Source organism: Halobacillus kuroshimensis DSM 18393 (assembly GCF_000425705.1).
Classification (GTDB): Bacteria; Bacillota; Bacilli; order Bacillales; family Halobacillaceae; genus Halobacillus; species Halobacillus kuroshimensis.
In genome coordinates, this window is sequence record NZ_AUDY01000004.1 from 29746 (window position 1) to 49933 (window position 20188).

The window sequence follows — 20188 nt, forward strand, 5'->3', positions numbered from 1 at the left end:
TTTTGACGTCCACCTTTTTTATCTTTATTTCTTTGAAATCCGTTGTTCCACAGCCATGATCTTCGCCACTTTCGGCGCCAGCCAGATCATAGGAAGCAGAAGGAGGGACACAGGAACGGCAGTCACCACAATAAAGTTCTGCAGCTGTGTAATTCCGCTGTCTCCTGTAATCAGAAGAATGACAGCAATCGCTCCCATAAGCACAGCCCAGAATACACGGAGCCATGTCTGCGGGTTTCCTTCTCCTGTCACGGCCATAGCAATGGTGTAGGACATGGAGTCAGACGTTGTGACAACGAATAGAATCGTCAGAATCAAGAACAGCGGCGACACAATTTCCGCCAGTGGGAACTGTCCGGTAATTGCAAACATCGCTGCCGGGTTTCCTGCCTCATTCAAAGCGTTTGAAACCGATCCCGGATTCTCCAATTCGAAGAATATTCCGGATCCACCAAGGACGGTAAACCAGAACGTTGAAATAACCGGAGCAAACACAGACACCGCGACAATGATTTCGCGAATGGTCCGTCCTCTGGAAATCCGGCTGACAAGAATGGCCATCATTGGACCATATCCGATAAACCAGCCCCAGAAGAAGACAGTCCATAGAGATAACCAGCCTTCATCCCCGCGGTACGTACTCATAGGAATGAATTGGTCCACGTAATAACCGAATCCGGAGACAAAGTGGTCAATAATGAAGCCGCCAGGTCCAAAGATGACGATGAAAATCATAAGTCCAAGAGCAAGGCGGACATTGAAACTACTCAGCATCTGAATCCCTTTATACAAACCGGACACAGCTGAGATCGTAGAGACCAGGACGACAACAAGAATGATTGTAAACTGTGTACTGAATGAATTTGGAATGCCGAAGATTTCCTGAAGACCATAGCTGGCCTGCAGACCCAGGAATCCGATCGGACCGATTGTCCCTGCTGCCACGGCAATTACAGCAAACGCATCAATAATCGTTCCGAAGAAGCTGTTCCGAAGCTTTTCACCAAAGATTGGGTAAAGCAGGGTCCTCGGCTTCATAGGCATCCCTTTTTGATAGTGTCCGTACATCATAACAACGGCACTGATTGTACCTAAAATCGCCCATGCAAGAAATCCCCAGTGCATGAAGCTTTGAGCAAGAGCAGGATCAATTGCCGCCTCTGTGCCCGCTTCTACTCCGGATTGAGACGGAGGTGCAGTAAGGAAGTGCCACATCGGCTCAGCGGCAGCCCAGAAGACGCCTCCGCCGGCCAGTAGTGTAGCCATGATAATTGAAAGCCATTTATACAAACCGATTTCCGGTTTATCCATATTACCCATTTTTATTTTTCCATATTTAGAAAATCCAAGCCATATACCGACGAAGAAGGTCGCCAGCATCAATACCTGCCAGAACGCACCAAAATAAGTGGCTGACCAGGCAAAACTTTCACTTACAACTGTTTCTATAAACGAAATGTCGATAAGAGCAATAATCACGAAGAGTGTCAATAAGCCTCCACTGATTGCAAATACAGGCCAGTCTATCCGGCCTTTCGATTGTTTATCCATTTTGATCTCCTTTTGACAATGGTGTTACTTTCTCGGGGGAAAGCACAATAACTGACTCTAACATTACCCCTATTATGGTGTAAAGAAAAATCTTTTATCCCGCAGATGAAAAGGTCACTATTGTGACCTTTCAATCCCGTTCCTCCACTTTGTGGTCTTCCTGCCGGCGCTGACATTCCCTGCAAAGATTGATGTCTTCCTCTGCCTTGGAAACGAGCGGCTTTCCACAGCGTGAGCATTCATCGTGACGGTTGGGGTTTGCTCCGAAGATGTTCATCTCATATCCGTCGCCCACCATAGGACCCTCTCCTTTTTCATATGCTGTTCTTTGTATTCCCAACGTTTTTCATTTTAGTCCTTTTGCGGCCTGTTTTGCGGCCATTAATCCTGAAAGCGTTACGCCGAGCGTTCCGGCACCCGGAAAAACGGTATCCCCGCACTGATACAGATCAGGGATGCCGGTTCTTATCGAGTAACTGGACAACCAGCTGTATTTTCCATCAGGTGCATAACCGCCTACCTTTCCATCTTTACGGCGCAGCCATTTTTCAAAAGTGACGGGTGTACCCGGCAGGACAACATCAAGCTGATCGGTGAACCCTCCAAAATAGTGCTCCACGGTCCGTATCAGCTTCTCCTTCATCCAACGCTTTTCGGCTTCATAATGGTCGGACTCCCACCAAGGAGTGATGTCGGTATGGGTTGACAGGGTAAACGACCGTTTCCCTTCCGGAGCCATCAAACGATCTTCAGGGTCCGATAATGACAATAGGAACTGTCCGCCATTATGGAGGTCATCCGGATGATGGGGATCGATAAACTGATGGTACAGCACGTCCGTATTTTGGAAAACGTCTGCGTCTACACCGCCGTGAATAATATACGCCCCCCAGGCTTTTTTTGCTGTTTCTTTCCGGGGGCGAATATAAGACTGCGAGCTGAGATCCTCTGTTAACGTGTCGTGAAGGTTGTGAACAGAATTGTTCAGGATGACCTGCCGGGCCTGAAATGTAGACCTTCTTTTGGAATGAAGGATAAACCCTGCCTCTCCTTTTTCGATGGAGTGAACCGGGTGCCTCATAAGAATGGTCCCGTCATGCTCCCGAATATATGCAGCCAGTTTAGCAGCAGATTCAGCAAGACCACCGTGGACGGCAAAAGCACCTTTATGAAACGTTTGAAGAGCAGCAAACCCTAAAAAGGCAGGACATTTTTCTACACTCGTCTGTACACTGTCCATTAATTCACCATTTAAAAACGTCCTAAACATGCGGTGCTGATCCAGTCCATGTTTTTTAAGCCGGTCCTCCACGGTTTGTGTCATATAGGGAAGCAGCCGGAGAGAATTTTCATTCACAAGCGTCAGAAGGTAAGCATAGTCCCCCATTGTCCTTGGAGGAAACACCGGAAGCTTGTCTGTCAACTGATCCACCAGCTGCCCTACTTTGAAAACTTCATCGTAGAAATTCTCAAAATTGCTCCCGGGTCCTTCAAAAACCCGGGACATCTCTTTATACCATTCATGCCGGTCACGATAATAATGAATGGTACGATCCGGAAGGTGGACATCCATAATAATATCCAGCTTTTTCATTGGCGGTTTTTCCAACCCCAGCCGTTCAAACAAGTTGTCCAGTACACCTCCGGGCTCAAAACCCATCCCAACTGTAGCACCGGATTGAAAACGATACCCGCTCCTCTCGAATTTACCCGCGCTTCCGCCCAGTTCGTTGGACGCTTCAAAAACAACGACTTTATACCCTCTATAGGTTAAATCCGCAGCAGCTGCCAGCCCTCCGAAACCAGCACCCACAACAGCAGCATCATAGATCAGATCGGCCACCTCCTTTTTTTATTCTTTCCCCTTATCGATCGATGTTTAAAAAGAAAACAGCCGATTCAAAAACACTACCTAATAAAAAGTTATTCTGAGATAATCTCTTTACCTATTATGGATCTTTTATGTGCACAGGAAGAATGGAAGGTATCTACCTGTTTCTTCCTTTTCTTCGTTGAGATGGGAAGAAACAAAAAAGACAGCCGGGGGGTCCCGGCTGTCGTCTTATTCATTATTCAAAAGTAATCGCCCAGCTGCCTTTTCTCATGACGGCTTCGGTTGTACCGTCTTCAAGCACGCCGTCGATATCCAGTTCCCCGGATCCCATCATGAAGTCCACGTGGGTCAGGCTGTGGTTCACACCGTTTTGATCAAGTTCTTCCTCATTCATGTCGGAACCGCCCTGAACGTTATTCGGATACGCTTTTCCAAGCGCAAGGTGACAGGATGCGTTCTCATCATAAAGGGTGTTATAGAAAATCAGTCCGGATTGAGAAATCGGTGACTCATGAGGCACAAGAGCCAGTTCACCAAGGTGACGGGAACCTTCGTCCGTATCCAGCAGGTGTTGAAGGGTTTCGCTTCCTTCTTCCGCCGTAAAGTCCACCACTTTTCCTTCTTTAAAAGTGAGAGAGAAGTTATTAATGACGTTCCCACCGTAGTTCAACGGCTTCGTACTCGCCACTTTCCCATCGACACCGTATTTGTGAGGAGCTGTGAAAACTTCCTCTGTCGGCATGTTCGGATTAAATGAAATCTTACCTTCCGCCGTTTTGGCCGGTCCGCCTTTCCAGACATGTCCTTTTGGAAGAGCCACTTCAAGTTCAGTTCCCGGTGCTTTATAAATCAGCTTCTGATACTGTTTCTTATTCAAATATTCACGAGCCGTAATAAGCGTATCATTATGCTTCTTCCAAGCTTCCACCGGATCGTCCTGATCAACACGGACGATGCTGAAAATCTGCTCCCACAATTTCTCCACGGCTGTATCTTCCTCTTCCCCTGGGAAAATCTTTTGTGCCCACTTTGGAAGAGGAATACTGATGATCGACCATTGGATCCGGTCATTCATCGTGTAGTTACGGAATGTGGACATCGCCTCTGAGCGTGCTTTAGCAGCAGAAGCCACTTTTCCAGCATCAATCCCTTTCAAAAGGTCCGGGTCCGTGGAACGGATGGAAAGGATGGCTGCTCCCTGCTCTGCGAAATACGTGTATTTTTCCTGCTGCCATTCCGGTACGTGGGAGAGTGTTTCCTGATCCGCGTGCTCATAAGCCATGCGAGTCAGCTCATCGTCTCCCCAGTTAATATGTACATCCTTGGCTCCCATTTCAAAAGCTTTACGGGCGACAATGCGTGTGAATTCCGCCCCTTCAATGGTGGAATTGATCATTAAAAGCTGATCGTTTTGTAGATTGACGCCTGTACGAAGCGCCAGTTCTGCATATTTTTCAAGTTTATCCATACTTGGCATTTTCATCTGTCTACCTCCTATATTTAAACAGTGTATCCGTATTCATTATTCCACAAAAAATCGATGACTACAAAACATATGAAAGGAAGCGGGACAGGGTCGGATGGACCACTGCCCTGCATCTATGAAAAAGAAGGCGAACGTTCTTTCAAAGTTCCAGCCTCTTTCTCCGAGCATTATTCAAGCCCTTCAACTATGAGGGAGAGCTCTTCCCAGCGTTCCATTTTCTGCTCCAGCTCCGCCTCCGCTTCTTCCTGTTGAGCGGTAAGATCCCTGACCTTGTCATAATTGGCAGCCTCTTGAGCCAGCTGGTCATTCAACTCTTCGATCTTCTCTTCCAAAGCGGCTATATCGTCTTCAATGGTCTCCCATTCCTGTTTTTCCTTATAGGAAAGTTTCCGCTTACGGTTCCCTCTTCTCGTTTCCTCCTGGGCGGACGGCTGTTTATTTTCCTTCAAAACCGTCTGCTCTTCTTTGGCAGCTTCCAGATACTCGGAATAATTTCCATAGAAACGACGCAGTCTTCCGCTCTGTTCGAACGCAAGCAGCTGGTTTACCACGCGGTCAAGGAAATAACGATCGTGAGAAACCGTAATGACGACACCGGGGAACTGCTCTAAATAGTCTTCCAAAACGCCCAGGGTTTCTGTATCCAAATCGTTCGTCGGCTCATCCAGAAACAAAACGTTCGGTTCACTCATCAGGACACGCAGCAAATAAAGACGCCGGCGTTCTCCACCGGAGAGCCTCTTAATGTAAGTCCACTGCTGCGGTCGTGGGAATAGGAAACGCTCGAGCATCTGCTCGGCGGTAATCTCTGTTCCGTCTTCAGTCCGTATGACTTCTGCCACTTCTTTAATGTATTCAATCACTTTCAAGCTTTCATCGAGCTCTCCATGATCCTGTGTGTAATATCCGATTTTAACGGTTTGGCCCGTGTGCACATTTCCTGCGTCCGGTGCAATCCGTTCCGCCATAATATTCAGGAGGGTTGTTTTTCCAGATCCGTTGGGACCGATAATCCCAAGGCGCTCTCCGGGAACGACTAAGTAATCGACGTCCTCCAGCAGTTTATGGCTGCCGTAGCTGTGGGTAACCCCCTGTAGCTCGATCACCTGATTCCCAAGCCTTGATGAGCCGATAGCCATATCAACATTTTCTTTTTTCGTGTGGAAGGTCTCTTCTTTCATCGTTTCCACCCGCTGAATACGCGCTTTCTGCTTTGTGGATCTCGCTTTCACTCCAGCTTTCAGCCAGGCTAGTTCCTTACGCAGGGTATTTTTATGCTTTTGTTCAGCCTGCAGTTCCCACTCTTCCCGTTCAGCCTTTTTCTCAAGGAAGGTTTCATAGTTTCCCTCATACGTATACAGACTACTTTGATCGAGTTCATAGATCAGGTTCGTGACTCTATTCAAGAAGTACCTGTCGTGCGTCACAACCATAAGAGCCCCTTTGTAGGAGGAAAGATGCTCTTCCAGCCACTCGATGGTTTCATTATCCAAGTGGTTGGTCGGTTCATCAAGCAGCAGAAGATCGGCCGGCTGAATAAGCGCCTTGGCGATGGCTACCCGCTTCTTCTGACCGCCCGACAACTCCGATACTTTTTTATCAAAGTACGTGACGCCGAGCTTGGAAAGGACGGTCTTGGCAACAGTGCTCGCTTCCCACGCCCCTTTTTCATCCATTTTCTGCTGCAGGTCGAGCATCCGCTCCTGGACACCGGTGTCCTCTGGATTTTCAGCAAGTTCCAGCATGACCTGCTCGTATTTGCGCATCAGCACCATAATTTCGGCTTCCCCATCATAAATATGTTCCAGAACCGTCTGGCTTTGGTTGAATTGAGGGTCCTGTGGCAGATACTCCACTGTAAAATCCTTCGCATGATCCATATCGCCCTTATCCCCTGTTTCCATTCCGGCAAGAATTTTCAGCAGGGTCGATTTTCCGGTCCCGTTCACACCGATCAAGCCGATTCTCTGCTGGCTGGATATCGTGAAGGATAGGTCGTCAAATAAATCTTTATCTCCATAACTTTTACTCAGTTGATTGACTGATAATAAACTCATTACGCTCATTCCTTTAATAAGAATCTGCTCCCATCATATCACACCGGCCCCTTCTGCTGTGCAGGATGGAATCCGGGAGGGGAAGAAAAAAGCTGCCGACAGGGCGTCACCCGTCAACAGCTTTTCTATCAAGTTATGCGTCTTCTTTCTCAGAGGACTGGTCTCTTCTCCAGTATTCCATTCCTTCTACACCGGGCAGGTGATCTTGATAAAAGACAGGGTCTTTCCCGGCTTTTTTCTGTTTCACATAGTCATTGAGAGCTGCATAGGCCACCGATGACAACCGGAAAATGGCATACAGGTTGATTAAAGCCATGATTCCCATCGTTAGATCCGCCAGTGACCAGACAAGGTCAAATTCAGCGACAGCACCGAACATAACCATAGCCAGTACCGCCAGACGATAGATGAAAATGCTGCTTTTACTCGTTTTAATAAATTCGATGTTCGTTTCTCCATAATAATAGTTTCCAACAATCGAACTAAAGGCAAATAGAAGAATGGCAATTGCGATAAATACCGCTGCCCATGATCCAAGCTGGGATTCGAAAGCTTCCTGAGTCAGCTGGATGCCATCAAGGGAAGTATTTTCATAACCTCCGGCAAACAGGATGATGACAGCTGTAGCACTACAGATAAGAAGCGTATCCGTGAACACACCAAGCGTCTGAATCAGTCCCTGCTTGACCGGGTGCGTCACTTCTGAAGTGGCCGCTGCGTTCGGCGCACTACCCATACCGGCTTCGTTGGAGAAGAGGCCGCGCTTAATTCCAATTAGAATCATACCGCCGAAGGTTCCACCAGCGATTTCACGGAAGCCGAACGCCCCAGCGAAAATCTGTCCAATCATTTCCGGTACTTGAGCAATATTGCCGACAAGGACGTACGTGGCAAGAATGATATAGAAGATAGCCATTATCGGAATGATATACTGCGTCACCTGGGCGATACGCTTGAGTCCACCGAAAATAATTAAAGCTACGAAAACGGTCAGGATGGCCCCCATCAGCCATTTATCAATATCAAAGGAGTTTTCAAAGGCAAGCCTGATCGTATTGGACTGCACAGAACTGAAAACGAGGCCGTATGTAAAAGTGATGGTAACGGCAAAGACAATCCCCAGCGTCCGGTTTTTTAATCCTTTTTCAATATAATAAGCCGGTCCGCCTCGGTATTGGTTTTTATCCGGAACCTTATAGACCTGGGCCAGGGTGCTTTCAATAAAACTGGAAGCTCCTCCGAGGATAGCTACAATCCACATCCAGAAAACCGCACCAGGTCCTCCGACAGTAATAGCCGCAGCGACACCTGCCAGGTTCCCTGTACCGACACGGGATGCCGTACTAATAGCGAAGGCCTGGAAAGGAGAGGTTCCTTTCTTTCCTTCTGCCGAGATTGCCCGTTTATCAAACAAGACTCGGAACATCTCGGGTATGTAACGAAACTGTGCGAATTTCAAACGTATCGAGAACCATAGGCCAACACCCAGTAAGGCGGCGACAAGGATGGTCCCCCACATCCAGTCATTCAAAAAGGATAAGACTTCCTGCACACTGATCACTCCTATAAAATGTAAATGTTTTCCTGTTTTAACACACGTATTCCCTTTCCTTAAAGGAAAAAAACATGAATAAGTTCAACTTTTTTATTTTATCATACAATCGGAGTCCACCACTACTGCCTTTCTAATGAAAGGCTTCCTTCCCCAGCTGGATGTTTCCGTTTGAAAAAAGGATGGAAAGCCCGTTATTTTTCAGGATCCAGCCGAAGTTAAGGCTATCCGGGTATAAAAAAAACCAGGAGAAGCTCTGCTTCTCCTGGTCAAGTATTAGGAATTCCTTAGCCATGGAAGACTCGTACCGAATTTTTCAGCGAGTTCCTTGGATTCCTTCCGACGGCTTTTCCGGTGCTCATGACGCTTTTGGGCGTGATCATGAAGCCACTGTTCTTCCTCTGTTTCGGGGTACACCGGCGGTACTGGTGTCGGGTCATTATTTTCATCAACAGCCACCATGGATAGAAAAGCGGTGGTGCATACTTTCCGTTCTCCTGTAAGCAGGTTTTCTGTCGTTGCTTTCACGAATACTTCCATGGATGTATTATGCGCCCATGTCACAAAGGCTTCAAGGCAGATCGTATCGCCCTCAAATACCGGCTGAAGAAAGTCGACAGAGTCAGTGGAAGCGGTGACCACCGGTTTGCGGCAGTGCCGGACAGCAGCTATCGCCGCCACGTCATCAATGTAAGCCATCAGTTTTCCACCGAAAAGGGTTCCGTGGGTATTGGTATCCGGAGGAAGTACATGTGAATTTTTAACGGTCAGTGAATCTATACAAGGTTTTGCATCCATATCTTTTTCCTCACCTTCATGTGGAATCGTTCTCTGAGATTTATTATATCATGTTAGAGGAGCTCGTCTTTCCTTTGAAAACGGATTTCAAAAACGGCTCCTGGTTGATCATCGCGGTTATAGGCCTTGATGGTTCCTCCGCTCCTCTCGATGATGGCCCGGGCGATAGCAAGACCGAGTCCCGTTTCCCCTTCTTTCCCTTTGATGAACCGCTCAAACATCTGCGGGAGAAGTGCCTCTGGAATCCCTGTGCCATCATCCATGATTCTGACTTTCATCTGTTCGGCTTGTGTTTCGATTTCCACAGTCACATGATGGGTTCCGTGACGGACAGCATTACTTAATATGTTGATGACCGCTTGTAGTATACGCTCTCGATCTACAAAAGAATAAAACGAAGCGCCGCCTTTCAAGGCAATGGTCATATCCTTATCGTTCGCAAGTGGAATGAGTCTGTCTTTCGCTTGTATGACTACATCAGTGATGTTTGTCTGCTCAGGATGGTACACATCCTCACTGCTGTCGAGCTTAGCAAGCAGAATCATTTCATTGACGATCTTTTTCAGTCGTTCCGTTTCACTGACCATCACGTTCAATCCTTTTTCCGCCGCTTCCCCCTGGAAAATACCGTCCCGTATCCCTTCGGCGTATCCTTGAATAGACATGAGCGGTGTTTTCAGCTCATGGGAGGCATTCTGGAAAAACTGTTTCTGGGAATGGATGTAACGCGCAAGCTCCGCGGCCATATGCCGGACGCTCTGCTCGACTTCTTTGATCTCCCCGGAGGCCTGGACCTGTTTAACATCATCGAACCGGCGTTTCTCGATTTTTTTCACTTCCTGCTTCAGCTTCGTCAACGGTGTAACGAGCCGCCATGTTAAAATGTAGCTGACAATCAAGGCCAGGAGGAGGCCGATCAGAAACACCATGATCATCCGGATCGCAAATACGGACTGGACCGCCTGCAGATCATTCAGCGGGGTGGCCATCACGAGAATCTGACTGTTTCCAGCATTGACTGGGAAATCATAGACCACATACTTCTCCCCTTCACTCTCCCACACTTCCTCCCCTTCCAATTCTTCCTCATACCGCTCCATCCAGGAAGCAGCAATAGCGGCCGGCATCGTACGGAACAGGATTTCTCCATTGTCGCTGTTGAACAATAAAATAGGATAATTGCGGTCCTGAATCAACTGAGATAATTCGGGGGTACGGTCTTCATCCTGGTCGTTAATCAAATCGATTAAAAGTTCCGCCCGTCCTTTCAACTGCCGCTGCTCATCCTGAATAAGCATATCCATTAAGAGGGAATAAACGAAAAAAGCTGTAATGGACATGACGATGATGATTAACGCAGTGAAGGCTGCGTTCAATTGATAGAGAAGTTTCATGAGGACTGATCCCTCAACCTGTAGCCATGACCCCAGACCGTTTCAATTGGCAGTTCCTTCATCTTCTTCCGCAGTCGTTTGATTAGATCATCGACGGCCCTGTCGCTGCCATAATAATCATCGCCCCATACTTTAATAAGAAGCTCTTCTCTTGAGAAAGCCCGGTTTTCCTGAGAAGCCAGAATGCGGAGCATTTCAAACTCCTTTGTCGTCACTTCCACTTCCGTTCCCTTGAAATAGGCCCGCCTCTCGGCTTCACTCAATTCAAGGTCGCCGGCCTTTATCACATCAACCTTTTCTTCTGAAAGAGGCTTCATCGCTTCCCACCGCTTCAAGTGTCGTTTCACCCTGGCGACCAGTTCCCGCGGGCTGAAGGGTTTCGTCAAATAATCGTCACCTCCGAGCTCAAGGCCGAGAATTTTATCGATTTCGTCATCTTTGGCAGAAATGATGATAATCGGAACTTCTGAGGTCAGACGGATTTTCTTGCAGAATTCATACCCATCCATGCCTGGCAGCATAATATCCAGCACCCAGAGGTCCGGAGAAGACGCTTCGAATATTCCCCAGGCCTCTTCTGCCGTTTCCACGCTGATCACTTGATAGCCTTCTTTCTTTAAGTAGGCTTCTACTATATCCCTGATGTTTGGATCATCTTCCACCAATCCAATAAGTCGATTCATCACGTTTCCTCCTGGTTTTTTCTTTTTATTCTCTCACATTTTCAAAACTTCCTCTTCCATTACACACTTTTTACACATTTTCTCCAAAGTCATTCCATAAGTCATTCCTATAATAAGAATTGTCAGAGGGAAACACCAAAGACATCCCAGCAAATCTTCACGAAAGGGGCAGCCGTTACTCTATGTTGGATGATGATAAGAATGTAAGCAGAAAACAGTATAAACGTTCGGGGATGGCCTTCAGCGTCCTCGGTGCCATTATCGCTGTTTTCATCGTAACGACCGTATTTCAATGGAAAGGAATTTCGATTGAAGTCAACACCGAAGAGCCGACAGCACAGGCTGATGAAGTGAATATCGGACAGAACGAGGAAGATGTCACTCAAGCAGTGAATGAGGTTTCTCCGGCAGTCGTTGGTATAAGCAACATTCAAAGTTCAGCTCAGGGAACACAACAGGCCGGCACAGGTTCCGGGGTCATTTACAAAGAAGAAGGTGATCAAGCATTTGTCGTCACCAACCATCATGTTATTGAGAATGCTTCAGCCCTTGAAGTCATCCTTAGTGATGGGAGCAAAGTAGAAGCCGAATTAAAAGGCAGCGACCCATTGACAGACCTGGCCGTTTTACAAATAGATAGCGAACATGTCGAGAAAGTTGCTGATTTAGGAAATGCCGATGACGTAGAGATCGGCCAGACAGCCATAGCCATCGGCAACCCACTGGGCATGGAATTCGCAGGGTCGGCCACAAAGGGAATCATCAGTGGATTGAACCGGAATATTCCGGTGGACATCAATGGTGACGACCAGGCCGACTGGCAGACCGAAGTCATACAAACAGATGCAGCCATTAACCCGGGCAACAGTGGTGGTGCGCTGATTAATCTTCAAGGTGAAGTCATTGGTATCAACTCTATGAAAATCGCCCAGGCCGAAGTCGAGGGTATTGGCTTTTCGATTCCTATGGACGCAGCCAAACCTGTGATTGAAGACTTAGAGACCAACGGTGAAGTACAGCGCCCATATATGGGTGTTTCCCTGCAGGATGTAAGCCAGATTCCAAATCCTGTTCTGGAAAGTGAACTGGGTTTACCAACTGATATCACCCACGGCGTCCTTGTCCAGGGCGTCGAGCAAGATTCCCCTGCTCAGGAAGCAGGACTGGAACGCTACGATGTCATCACCGCCATCGACGGGAATAAAGTAGACTCGCTCATCCGTCTACGGCAGTATCTCTACAGCCAAGCACAGAACGGAGATACTGTAGAGCTTGAAGTGTATCGGGACGGGACCCCAACCACCGTCCAGCTCACACTGACCTCTCAGTAAGTATTGAACAGATATGAAGAATACGGATACGAACAGAAAATATGGAACAGTCAAGCCTCGTTCACCGGAACCCAACCCCTATGCCTGTGAGCAGGCAGGGCTGTTTCAGCAGCCAGCCAAAGTAAAGTGGAGTCTCTGCGTCTTAAAAAGACTAACCTCCTTTTTGAGAAGCAGGGACAGATAAAGAAACGACCGAACGGACGGTGGCAGGCAGACAGCTGAGATCCCCCCCTCCTATCCTGTTTGCCTGTCACCTGTCCCTCCGTCCTTTCTATGACGATAGTAAAACCAAATCAACCTCTCTCAAAAAACCCCTGCACACGATGTGCAGGGGTTTTTACGTTATAAGATCGGCGACAACAGCCGAGAGATCGCTTCTTTGAAACGAATCCACGTTGACCTTGATTGATAAAGAGGCAGGGTAAGTTGAGTAGAATCCATGATATCTTCATGAAAACGGTCGGACAGTTCTGTCGCTGCGTCAGGATGATACAGAAATGCATTGACTTCAAAATTGAGCCGGAAACTGCGCACATCAATATTGGCCGTCCCGACAGAAGCGATTTTATCGTCCACAACAATCGTCTTGGCATGGAGAAATCCTTTTTGATAAATATAAACCGTTGCCCCCGCCTTCAACATATCACCGATATTCGAATACGTCGCCCAGTAGACAAAAGGGTGATCCGGTTTGTTCGGAATCATAATCCGGACATCCACGCCTGAAAGAACGGCGACACGAAGCGCATCAAGGAGACTGTCATCTGGAATAAAGTACGGAGTCTGGATATACACGTATTTTTTCGCCGATAAGATCATCTTCAAATAGCCGTGTTTGATCTGCTCCCATTCCGAGTCAGGTCCACTTGAAACAATCTGCATGGCGACATCACCCTTCGGCTCTGCCTTGTAGTAGCGTTCTTCATAGACGATGTCTCTGCGGGAGGCATGGTTCCAATCGAGAATGAAACGCGTCTGCATATTGTTTACCGCCTCTCCCTCGACACGGAGATGAGTATCGCGCCAGTAGCCGAACCGTTTATTGAACCCGAGGTATTCATCCCCAATATTGAACCCGCCCGTATAGCCGATTTTTCCATCAATGATGGCAAGTTTCCTATGGTTGCGGTAATTGATCTTTAAATTGACCTTCGGAATAAAGGAAGGAAAAAACGACTCCACCTGGATGCCGGCCTGCTTCATCTTCTTCAGGTAGCCCCGCTTCAAAAGGCGTGATCCCATGTCATCATAAAGAAGCTTCACTTCAAGACCAGCTTTCGCCTTTCGAATCAACGCATCGGCGAGCCGCTGCCCAAGGTTATCGTCCCGGAGGATGTAATAGAGCAGATGGATATGATCTTCCGCCTGTTCAATATCTTCAAGAAGAGCCTGGAATTTCTTCTGCCCATCCGTAAAGATCTGCACAGCATTGTTCTGGGAAAGAAGGGCATCATTGTTCTTCAGATGCATGTATATAAGATCCTCATAAGGAATAATGTCTTTATGCTGAACTTCCAGATGTCCTTCCTTAATGGCCGTCAACTGCTCCTGGACAGCCGTAAGAAGACCGAGACGGCTCTTTTTATCCCATGTGAAGATTTCTTTCCGGTTGAGGCGTCTCCCGAAAATCAGGTACAGCAGGAAGCCTGCAATAGGAATGAATAAGAGCACCATCAGCCACGCCCACGTCGCACTGGCATCCCTTCGTTCAAGGAAGATGATCGCCAAAGCCAGAAGGACGTTTAAGCCAAGAATAATACTTAATAAAATCGGAAATATGTCTACCATGTATACACCTGCCTTTTATTGAACACCATTTCTCTCAATATATCATATTCTCCACCTCACACAGGTTGGGAAAGGAATGAAATCATGTAAAAAATACCATAAAAAAAGACAGGCGCATCTCCTTATGCCTGTCTCATACACGTCTACCCTTGATGCTCCAAGAGAATTCCTGCTTCTTTAAGAGCCTGTTCTGCTTCATCCAGTGCTTCCCTGCTCTCTGCAGCAATCGTATGCGTATGGATGCCGCCCGTAAGCTCCAATAAAAAGGGAGCATTGGTGGAACGGACTTTTTCAATGAACTTCTTTACATCCCGGCGGTTTGCCACTTGAAGCCTTGCGGTCAAATCCCCGTATACCGGGTGCTCTACGACGACGTCCCGGACGTGGACACCGTGATCCACCAGGATATTCAATTCATTTTCTGTCTCGCTGCCTTCGTGCTGACACACAATGGTCCGCTGATAAGCCAGATCTTCTTTCGCCTCTGACATATACATGTAGCCTTGACTGGTAGCCACAATCGGTTCGTTCCCCGCTTTCAAAAGGGAAACGTCGCCGACAATTACCTGTCTCGTTACATTCATTTCTTCAGCTAGAGCACTGCCCGTAATCGGCATCCCCCGCTGCTTCAACAGGGTGAGGATGTACTCCCGCCGTTCATTTGCTTTCATTTTCTTAGAAGATTGACTCATAGACATGACCCCTTCGTGCAAATTACGTATCCTTATCTTACCATACAAAAATAGTGTTCAGGAAGCTTGGCAGGGCCTCACCCCTGCTCAAGCGTCCATCCTGACAAATTCCACTTTTCAATGGAGAAGGTGCTCTCCCCAAGAGAAGTAAACAAAATATGCTCTTCTTCCGGCTGAGGGAAAATCCGTGAGGTGAACACTTCCTCGCCCCCGTTCACGAAAATTTCCAGGCTTGATGTATCCGCAAAGATACGTAAGCTTTCCAACGGACGCTCAAGACGGACTCTCCGGAATTCCGTTTCGGAATGCTCATCCAGACGTGGACGCGATAAGGTAAGGATGCCATTTCTATAACTGAAGGAGGCATACTGGTAGAATTCCAGCGCAAACTGATCCCCGAGCTTTTCAAATTCAAGGTTAAGCTCTATGGACCGCCCTTCCACGCCTCTCACAGCTTTCTGATCATTTTCAATTGTGATGGACGAATGCAGAAGGACCGGCCCTCTCATTTCCTGCAGTTCCTCCACCGGGGACTGAATCAGCTGTCCATCCCTCCATGTCAATTCCCGCGGAAGCGTCAGGGCATGTATCCAATGGTTATCGACCGTTGGGTGAGCCTCCTCCCATTGATCAGGCACTCCCATCCATCCGACAAGGAGGCGTCTCCCCTGCTCATCCTCCATCGTCTGCGGAGCATAAAATTCAAATCCTCGGTCCAGTTCCTTAAAGGGGCCGTGATCGAAGGTTCCTGCCTCATAATCCAAACTTCCGGTGAAAAATCCACTCTGATAAGTGTTGGCATAATCCATCCCATCCGGGTCAAGCCCCTGTGGAGAAACAATCAATACATCCCGGCCGTTCAAATGAAAGAAATCCGGGCATTCCCACATATAACCGAACGCTTTCAGCGGCCCTTGGAAACTCCCTGCGGCAGGTCCGATAAACTCCCAGTTTTCCAGGTCCGGTGATTGATATAATAACACCTGCCCCTGCCTGGCTTCCGTCTGTGCCCCGACGACCATGTACCACTTTCCTTCATGATGCCACACTTTAGGATCCCGAAAATGACTGGTATACCCTTCAGGACGCTCTGCGACGACACCTTTTTTCGTGAAGGTCATTCCGTCACTCGAAACGGCCAGGCACTGATACTCCTCTTCAGGCTCTCCATCACCATCTATATTCCCTGTATAGAAAAGATGCAGCTGATCATCCGATACGACAGCACTCCCTGAGAATGCCCCGTCCTTATCAAACCATTCGGACGGCGTAAGTGCAGGCTTTTGCTCTGTCCAGTGGATAAGATCCCTGGATGTCCGATGTCCCCAGAACTTGGCCCCGTGGCCTGTATGGAAAGGCATCCACTGATAAAACAAGTGGTAGGTCCCGTTCCACTGGATCCATCCGTTCGGATCATTCATCAATCCTGCTGCAGGCATATGGTGGTACGTGAGGCGGTAAGGGTCATTTTCCACACTCTCTTTGTTTTTACGTACTTCCGCTTCTACAAGTTCTCTCAGTTCCTCTTCACGCTCCGTCAATGTCATCCCCCTCTATGTATAAATACGGCCTATCACCTGATTCTTTCCACCTATTATATAGCGTTTTCTATCTATTTTCCATTCATATCCCAGCAGATGAGCACGAGCCGACAACCATGCTTCTCCCTGAAGCTTGCTTTGTTTCTTCAGGTATTCTGCATAAAAAAAGAAAAAAGCCTAAAACACCAGAGTATTTTAGGCTTTTCCTATTACTTCGTCGTTAAGACAGCCACTGTAGACTGACCGGCTTCTGCATGATCACTGTACGATGGTTCAAAAGAGTCGATGATATCGTCATAGTTGGTAATGATGACAGGAGTAATCGTGCTCTTCGCTTTTTCCTTAACCAGATTCATATCAAATGTGATCAAATGGTCTCCAGCCTTCACCTGGTCTCCAGCTTTCACGTGACCTTCGAAACCTTCCCCTTCCATTGATACAGTTTCAAGACCGATGTGGACAAGGACTTCAACACCGGACTTCGTTTTGATCCCTACGGCATGGTTGGTCGGGAACAGTTGAACGATTTCTCCGGATACAGGACTGACCACTTTTCCATCTGCAGGTTCAATTGCAACACCATCACCCATCATACGCTGGCTGAATACAGGGTCGTCCACTTCATCAAGCGCGACAACTTTCCCGCTGACAGGAGCAGTAAGCTGCTCTTCTTCATTTTTTTTACCGAATAATTTTTTAAACATACGGCACCGTCCTTTATGATTTTATAAATGTTAAAGATAGTTTCACGGTTGTTCATGAAGCTACTTTTACTTTTCCCTGCACCGGAAAGGATAAACGCCGAACAAAACAAAAAAGCCGGACAGGTGTCACGGCTTTGACGCGTTCATCAATCTTCCGAGAGGGACTGATATAAATCATACCAAATATCGTCGACGGCTTCGAGTCCGACGGATATACGGATAAGCGATTCGTGAATGCCCATGGCGTTCCTCTGCTCTTCAGGAACGACCGCATGAGTCATGGTAGCGGGATGCTGGATCAATGTCTCGGCATCTCCCAGACTGACCGCAATCTTAATGAGGTTTAACCGGTTGATGAATTGTTCCGCTTCTTCCCGTCCTCCGTTCAATTCAAATGCGATGACTCCCCCTCCGGTCTTCATTTGATTTTGTACAATCGCGGTCTGCCTGTCATCCGCAAAGCCCGGATAATACACGTGCTTCACTCTCGGATGACGAATCAGACGAGCTGCTATTTCAGACGCATTCGCACTATGGCGATCCATGCGGAGGTGCATTGTTTTCATTCCTCTGATCAACAGCCACGCATCAAATGGAGATAAGATACCGCCAATGTCCTTCTGCTGGGAAGAAGCAAGCTTCTCCATAAACGAGTGACTGCCTACGACGACACCGGCTACGACATCACCGTGTCCTCCTATATATTTCGTAGCACTGTGAACGACAACGTCGCACCCAAGTTCGAGCGGTCTTTGAAGATAAGGCGTGCAGAACGTATTATCAACAACAACCGGGATGCGAGACAAAGAGGCTGTCCGTGACACCATCTCCAAATCTATGACTTTCATCGTTGGATTTATCGGCGTTTCTACGAAAATACAGGCCGTACGATTTGTTATCGTCTGCTTCAGTTCCTCCTCTGTCTCCATGGAACAGAAGTCATGAGTAATCCCATATTTCTCTTCCATCATCTTGAGCAGGCCGTACGTACACCCATACAGACCATTGGAGCAGACAATATGGTCACCGGCTTTTGTAAGCGCAATTAGGACAGCCGACACAGCCGCCATACCGGATGCAAAGGCAAGTCCCTTCCCGCCACCTTCCAAAGCGGCCATTCGTTCTTCAAACTGGGCGACGGTTGGGTTGCCCAGCCTGGAATAAATATAGCCCTGCTCCTCACCGGCAAACCTGCGCGCCCCTTCCTGTGCGGAAGCAAATGAAAACGTAGAGGTTTGATAGATCGGGGTGGTCAGGCTCCCTGTTTCATTATGTCCAGCCTGCTCATTGTGAATCATCTTTGTTTCCATATGTGTCTTTTTCATAACCCTTCCCCTTCCCTTTTCTGTAAGCGTTTACATTAATAGTTTATCAAAAAAGGAGGGAAAAGGCTCCCCCCTTCCTACTATATTCATCACAGAGACTCTTGTTCTTCCACATCGTCTCCGTCCTTATATTCATTGAAATATTCATGAAAGAGCCGCTCTGCCCATGCAGCCGCACGACCATAACATTCAAACAGCTGGGAAAGAGTAAGAGGAAAATCAGTCAGCCGCTCCAGCCAATCAAAATCAGCCGCTTCCAGCTTTACAGCAATATCCAGAAGTTTTCTGTATGTATTGTTCTCTCCACGAAAAGCTTCTTTAATCTCTTCTGCAAGCGGCAGCGGTTCGATCGTTTCCAGCGAAGGGCGCTGGGTAAGAACATCGATTAATGACATAAATCCTGTAAGAAAATAACCCTCTGCTTTTTCCTTCGTATAGATTTTCACAGCCATCTATTCACACATCTTCGCTCGTACAAGACTTGTTTTCACAATAAGCCTGGTATGAGCAGACTTTGCAGGAATGGTCTGGTCCACAGACAGCACATACAGCCACTTCTTCAAGGATTCTGTTCCAAGCAGCATAACCGCCTGTTTAATGGACTCGACTGGAATTTTCGACTCGCGCCGTGATGTGTTTATCAGTCTGAGAAGTTTATAGGTGAGGGCCGGGTCCTGTTCGAGGATTTTCGTAATGCGTTCCATATCGATGTCTTCATCCGCTGTCGATAGTTCCATCAGCATTTGAACGTATGTGGAGGTGAAAAAAGGAATGTCCACCCCTTTTACGATGTCAGGTCTGCTGTAATAAAAACCCTGGAAAAGTTCAAAACCTTCCTGAAGGCACCGCTCATGCTCTTCTCTGGTTTCCACTTTTTCAGCCAGCAGCCGGATGTTGTAATTTCCGGCAAGCGCCATGATCTTTCTGCGGTTCTCTTCTGTAACCATACGGATATCCACCTTAATGATATCCACGTAATGAAGCAGCTCGAAAATAGAGGCTCTTTCCGGGTCGATAAAGTCGTCAAGAGCAATGGTGTACCCTTTTGATTTCAACTCACGGCACACCTGGATCATCTCGAAACTGAATGACACATCCTCAAGAATCTCAACGACCAATTCTTCAGGGGCGAAGTATGCCGGAATTTTTTCCAACAACAGATCCTCCGTGAAATTAATAAAGCAGGGCTTATGATTGGACAACCGTTCCAGTCCGATTGTAACGAAACTGTTCATCAGCACGTCCGATGTTGCCTTGTTCTCATCCATGGGCACAAACCGGTTTTCCTCACTATTCCGGTATAGAAGCTCATAGGCGTACACATCATCCTCCACCGTCAAAATCGGCTGTCGGGCCACAAATACTTCCATCCTGTTTATCACCTCAATCTGATTCCATATACCTACTGATTATACTACAAAATTTTCCATACAGGGGGGGGGGGGGCAGGTA

Annotated in this window: 17 protein-coding genes; 1 reads left to right on the forward strand and 16 read right to left on the reverse strand. The window is 47.5% G+C overall.

Going from position 1 to position 20188, the window contains the following annotated elements; translation table 11 throughout:
• Positions 1-24 precede the first annotated feature (24 nt).
• The 9 genes from H615_RS0100605 to H615_RS0100650 form a co-directional block, all read right to left on the reverse strand.
• Positions 25-1551: a BCCT family transporter gene (locus tag H615_RS0100605; protein ID WP_027953346.1), complete on the reverse strand. Its 1527-nt coding sequence runs from the start codon at positions 1549-1551 to the stop codon at positions 25-27.
• Positions 1552-1681: 130 nt separating this feature from the next.
• Entirely contained in the window at positions 1682-1849 is a 168-nt protein-coding gene (locus tag H615_RS22495; protein ID WP_169516174.1) for a hypothetical protein, read from the reverse strand.
• Positions 1850-1897: 48 nt separating this feature from the next.
• Positions 1898-3394: a phytoene desaturase family protein gene (locus tag H615_RS0100615; protein WP_051254546.1), complete on the reverse strand. Its 1497-nt coding sequence runs from the start codon at positions 3392-3394 to the stop codon at positions 1898-1900.
• 226 nt (positions 3395-3620) lie between these two features.
• Complete coding sequence (locus H615_RS0100620; RefSeq protein ID WP_027953348.1) at positions 3621-4868, reverse strand: aminopeptidase; 1248 nt, start codon at positions 4866-4868, stop codon at positions 3621-3623.
• A 170-nt stretch (positions 4869-5038) separates the two neighbouring features.
• The gene (locus tag H615_RS0100625) at positions 5039-6928 is read right to left on the reverse strand and encodes an ABC-F family ATP-binding cassette domain-containing protein (protein WP_027953349.1); all 1890 of its coding nucleotides are present in this window, start codon (positions 6926-6928) and stop codon (positions 5039-5041) included.
• A 133-nt stretch (positions 6929-7061) separates the two neighbouring features.
• Positions 7062-8447, reverse strand: coding sequence for an alanine/glycine:cation symporter family protein (locus tag H615_RS0100630; protein WP_051254548.1), 1386 nt, complete (start codon positions 8445-8447; stop codon positions 7062-7064).
• A 309-nt stretch (positions 8448-8756) separates the two neighbouring features.
• Positions 8757-9278, reverse strand: coding sequence for an acyl-CoA thioesterase (locus H615_RS0100640; RefSeq protein ID WP_027953351.1), 522 nt, complete (start codon positions 9276-9278; stop codon positions 8757-8759).
• A gap of 53 nt (positions 9279-9331) precedes the next feature.
• Complete coding sequence (locus H615_RS0100645; protein ID WP_027953352.1) at positions 9332-10672, reverse strand: sensor histidine kinase; 1341 nt, start codon at positions 10670-10672, stop codon at positions 9332-9334.
• A complete protein-coding gene (locus H615_RS0100650; RefSeq protein ID WP_027953353.1) occupies positions 10669-11355 on the reverse strand; it encodes a response regulator transcription factor in 687 nt (228 codons plus the stop codon). The genes H615_RS0100645 and H615_RS0100650 overlap by 4 nt, the downstream gene beginning before the upstream one ends.
• Before the next feature lie 182 nt (positions 11356-11537).
• Between H615_RS0100650 and H615_RS0100655 the strand changes: the two genes are divergently transcribed.
• Entirely contained in the window at positions 11538-12686 is a 1149-nt protein-coding gene (locus H615_RS0100655; protein ID WP_027953354.1) for a S1C family serine protease, read from the forward strand.
• Positions 12687-13028: 342 nt separating this feature from the next.
• Here H615_RS0100655 and cls read toward each other — a convergent pair whose 3' ends face one another.
• The 7 genes from cls to H615_RS20670 form a co-directional block, all read right to left on the reverse strand.
• Positions 13029-14474 carry a cardiolipin synthase gene (cls, locus tag H615_RS0100660; protein ID WP_027953355.1) on the reverse strand — a complete coding sequence of 482 codons (1446 nt, stop codon included), beginning with the start codon at positions 14472-14474 and terminating at the stop codon, positions 13029-13031.
• Positions 14475-14617: 143 nt separating this feature from the next.
• Entirely contained in the window at positions 14618-15166 is a 549-nt protein-coding gene (locus H615_RS0100665) for a transcription repressor NadR (protein WP_027953356.1), read from the reverse strand.
• Positions 15167-15243: 77 nt separating this feature from the next.
• Complete coding sequence (locus tag H615_RS0100670; protein ID WP_027953357.1) at positions 15244-16707, reverse strand: glycoside hydrolase family 32 protein; 1464 nt, start codon at positions 16705-16707, stop codon at positions 15244-15246.
• Between the two features lie 209 nt (positions 16708-16916).
• The gene (locus H615_RS0100675) at positions 16917-17411 is read right to left on the reverse strand and encodes a PTS sugar transporter subunit IIA (RefSeq protein ID WP_027953358.1); all 495 of its coding nucleotides are present in this window, start codon (positions 17409-17411) and stop codon (positions 16917-16919) included.
• Positions 17412-17557: 146 nt separating this feature from the next.
• Complete coding sequence (gene megL / locus H615_RS0100680) at positions 17558-18736, reverse strand: methionine gamma-lyase (RefSeq protein WP_027953359.1); 1179 nt, start codon at positions 18734-18736, stop codon at positions 17558-17560.
• An 89-nt stretch (positions 18737-18825) separates the two neighbouring features.
• The gene (locus H615_RS22645; RefSeq protein ID WP_244877708.1) at positions 18826-19188 is read right to left on the reverse strand and encodes a YuxH family protein; all 363 of its coding nucleotides are present in this window, start codon (positions 19186-19188) and stop codon (positions 18826-18828) included.
• Positions 19189-20106 (reverse strand): EAL and HDOD domain-containing protein, encoded by a 918-nt coding sequence (locus H615_RS20670; RefSeq protein ID WP_244877709.1) that lies wholly within the window; start codon positions 20104-20106, stop codon positions 19189-19191.
• Positions 20107-20188: the final 82 nt, after the last annotated feature.

Bases quoted from the DNA above. Each gene is read 5' to 3' on its own strand.
- H615_RS0100640 (WP_027953351.1), bottom strand. From the start codon at position 9,278: ATGGATGCAAAACCTTGTATAGATTCACTGACCGTTAAAAATTCACAT.
- H615_RS0100630 (WP_051254548.1), bottom strand. From the start codon at position 8,447: ATGTGGGGGACCATCCTTGTCGCCGCCTTACTGGGTGTTGGCCTATGG.
- megL (WP_027953359.1), bottom strand. From the start codon at position 18,736: ATGAAAAAGACACATATGGAAACAAAGATGATTCACAATGAGCAGGCT.
- H615_RS22645 (WP_244877708.1), bottom strand. From the start codon at position 19,188: ATGGCTGTGAAAATCTATACGAAGGAAAAAGCAGAGGGTTATTTTCTT.
- H615_RS0100675 (WP_027953358.1), bottom strand. From the start codon at position 17,411: ATGTTTAAAAAATTATTCGGTAAAAAAAATGAAGAAGAGCAGCTTACT.
- H615_RS0100665 (WP_027953356.1), bottom strand. From the start codon at position 15,166: ATGAGTCAATCTTCTAAGAAAATGAAAGCAAATGAACGGCGGGAGTAC.
- H615_RS0100620 (WP_027953348.1), bottom strand. From the start codon at position 4,868: ATGAAAATGCCAAGTATGGATAAACTTGAAAAATATGCAGAACTGGCG.
- cls (WP_027953355.1), bottom strand. From the start codon at position 14,474: ATGGTAGACATATTTCCGATTTTATTAAGTATTATTCTTGGCTTAAAC.
- H615_RS0100655 (WP_027953354.1), top strand. From the start codon at position 11,538: ATGTTGGATGATGATAAGAATGTAAGCAGAAAACAGTATAAACGTTCG.
- H615_RS0100625 (WP_027953349.1), bottom strand. From the start codon at position 6,928: ATGAGTTTATTATCAGTCAATCAACTGAGTAAAAGTTATGGAGATAAA.
- H615_RS20670 (WP_244877709.1), bottom strand. From the start codon at position 20,106: ATGGAAGTATTTGTGGCCCGACAGCCGATTTTGACGGTGGAGGATGAT.
- H615_RS0100645 (WP_027953352.1), bottom strand. From the start codon at position 10,672: ATGAAACTTCTCTATCAATTGAACGCAGCCTTCACTGCGTTAATCATC.
- H615_RS0100650 (WP_027953353.1), bottom strand. From the start codon at position 11,355: ATGAATCGACTTATTGGATTGGTGGAAGATGATCCAAACATCAGGGAT.
- H615_RS0100605 (WP_027953346.1), bottom strand. From the start codon at position 1,551: ATGGATAAACAATCGAAAGGCCGGATAGACTGGCCTGTATTTGCAATC.
- H615_RS22495 (WP_169516174.1), bottom strand. From the start codon at position 1,849: ATGGTGGGCGACGGATATGAGATGAACATCTTCGGAGCAAACCCCAAC.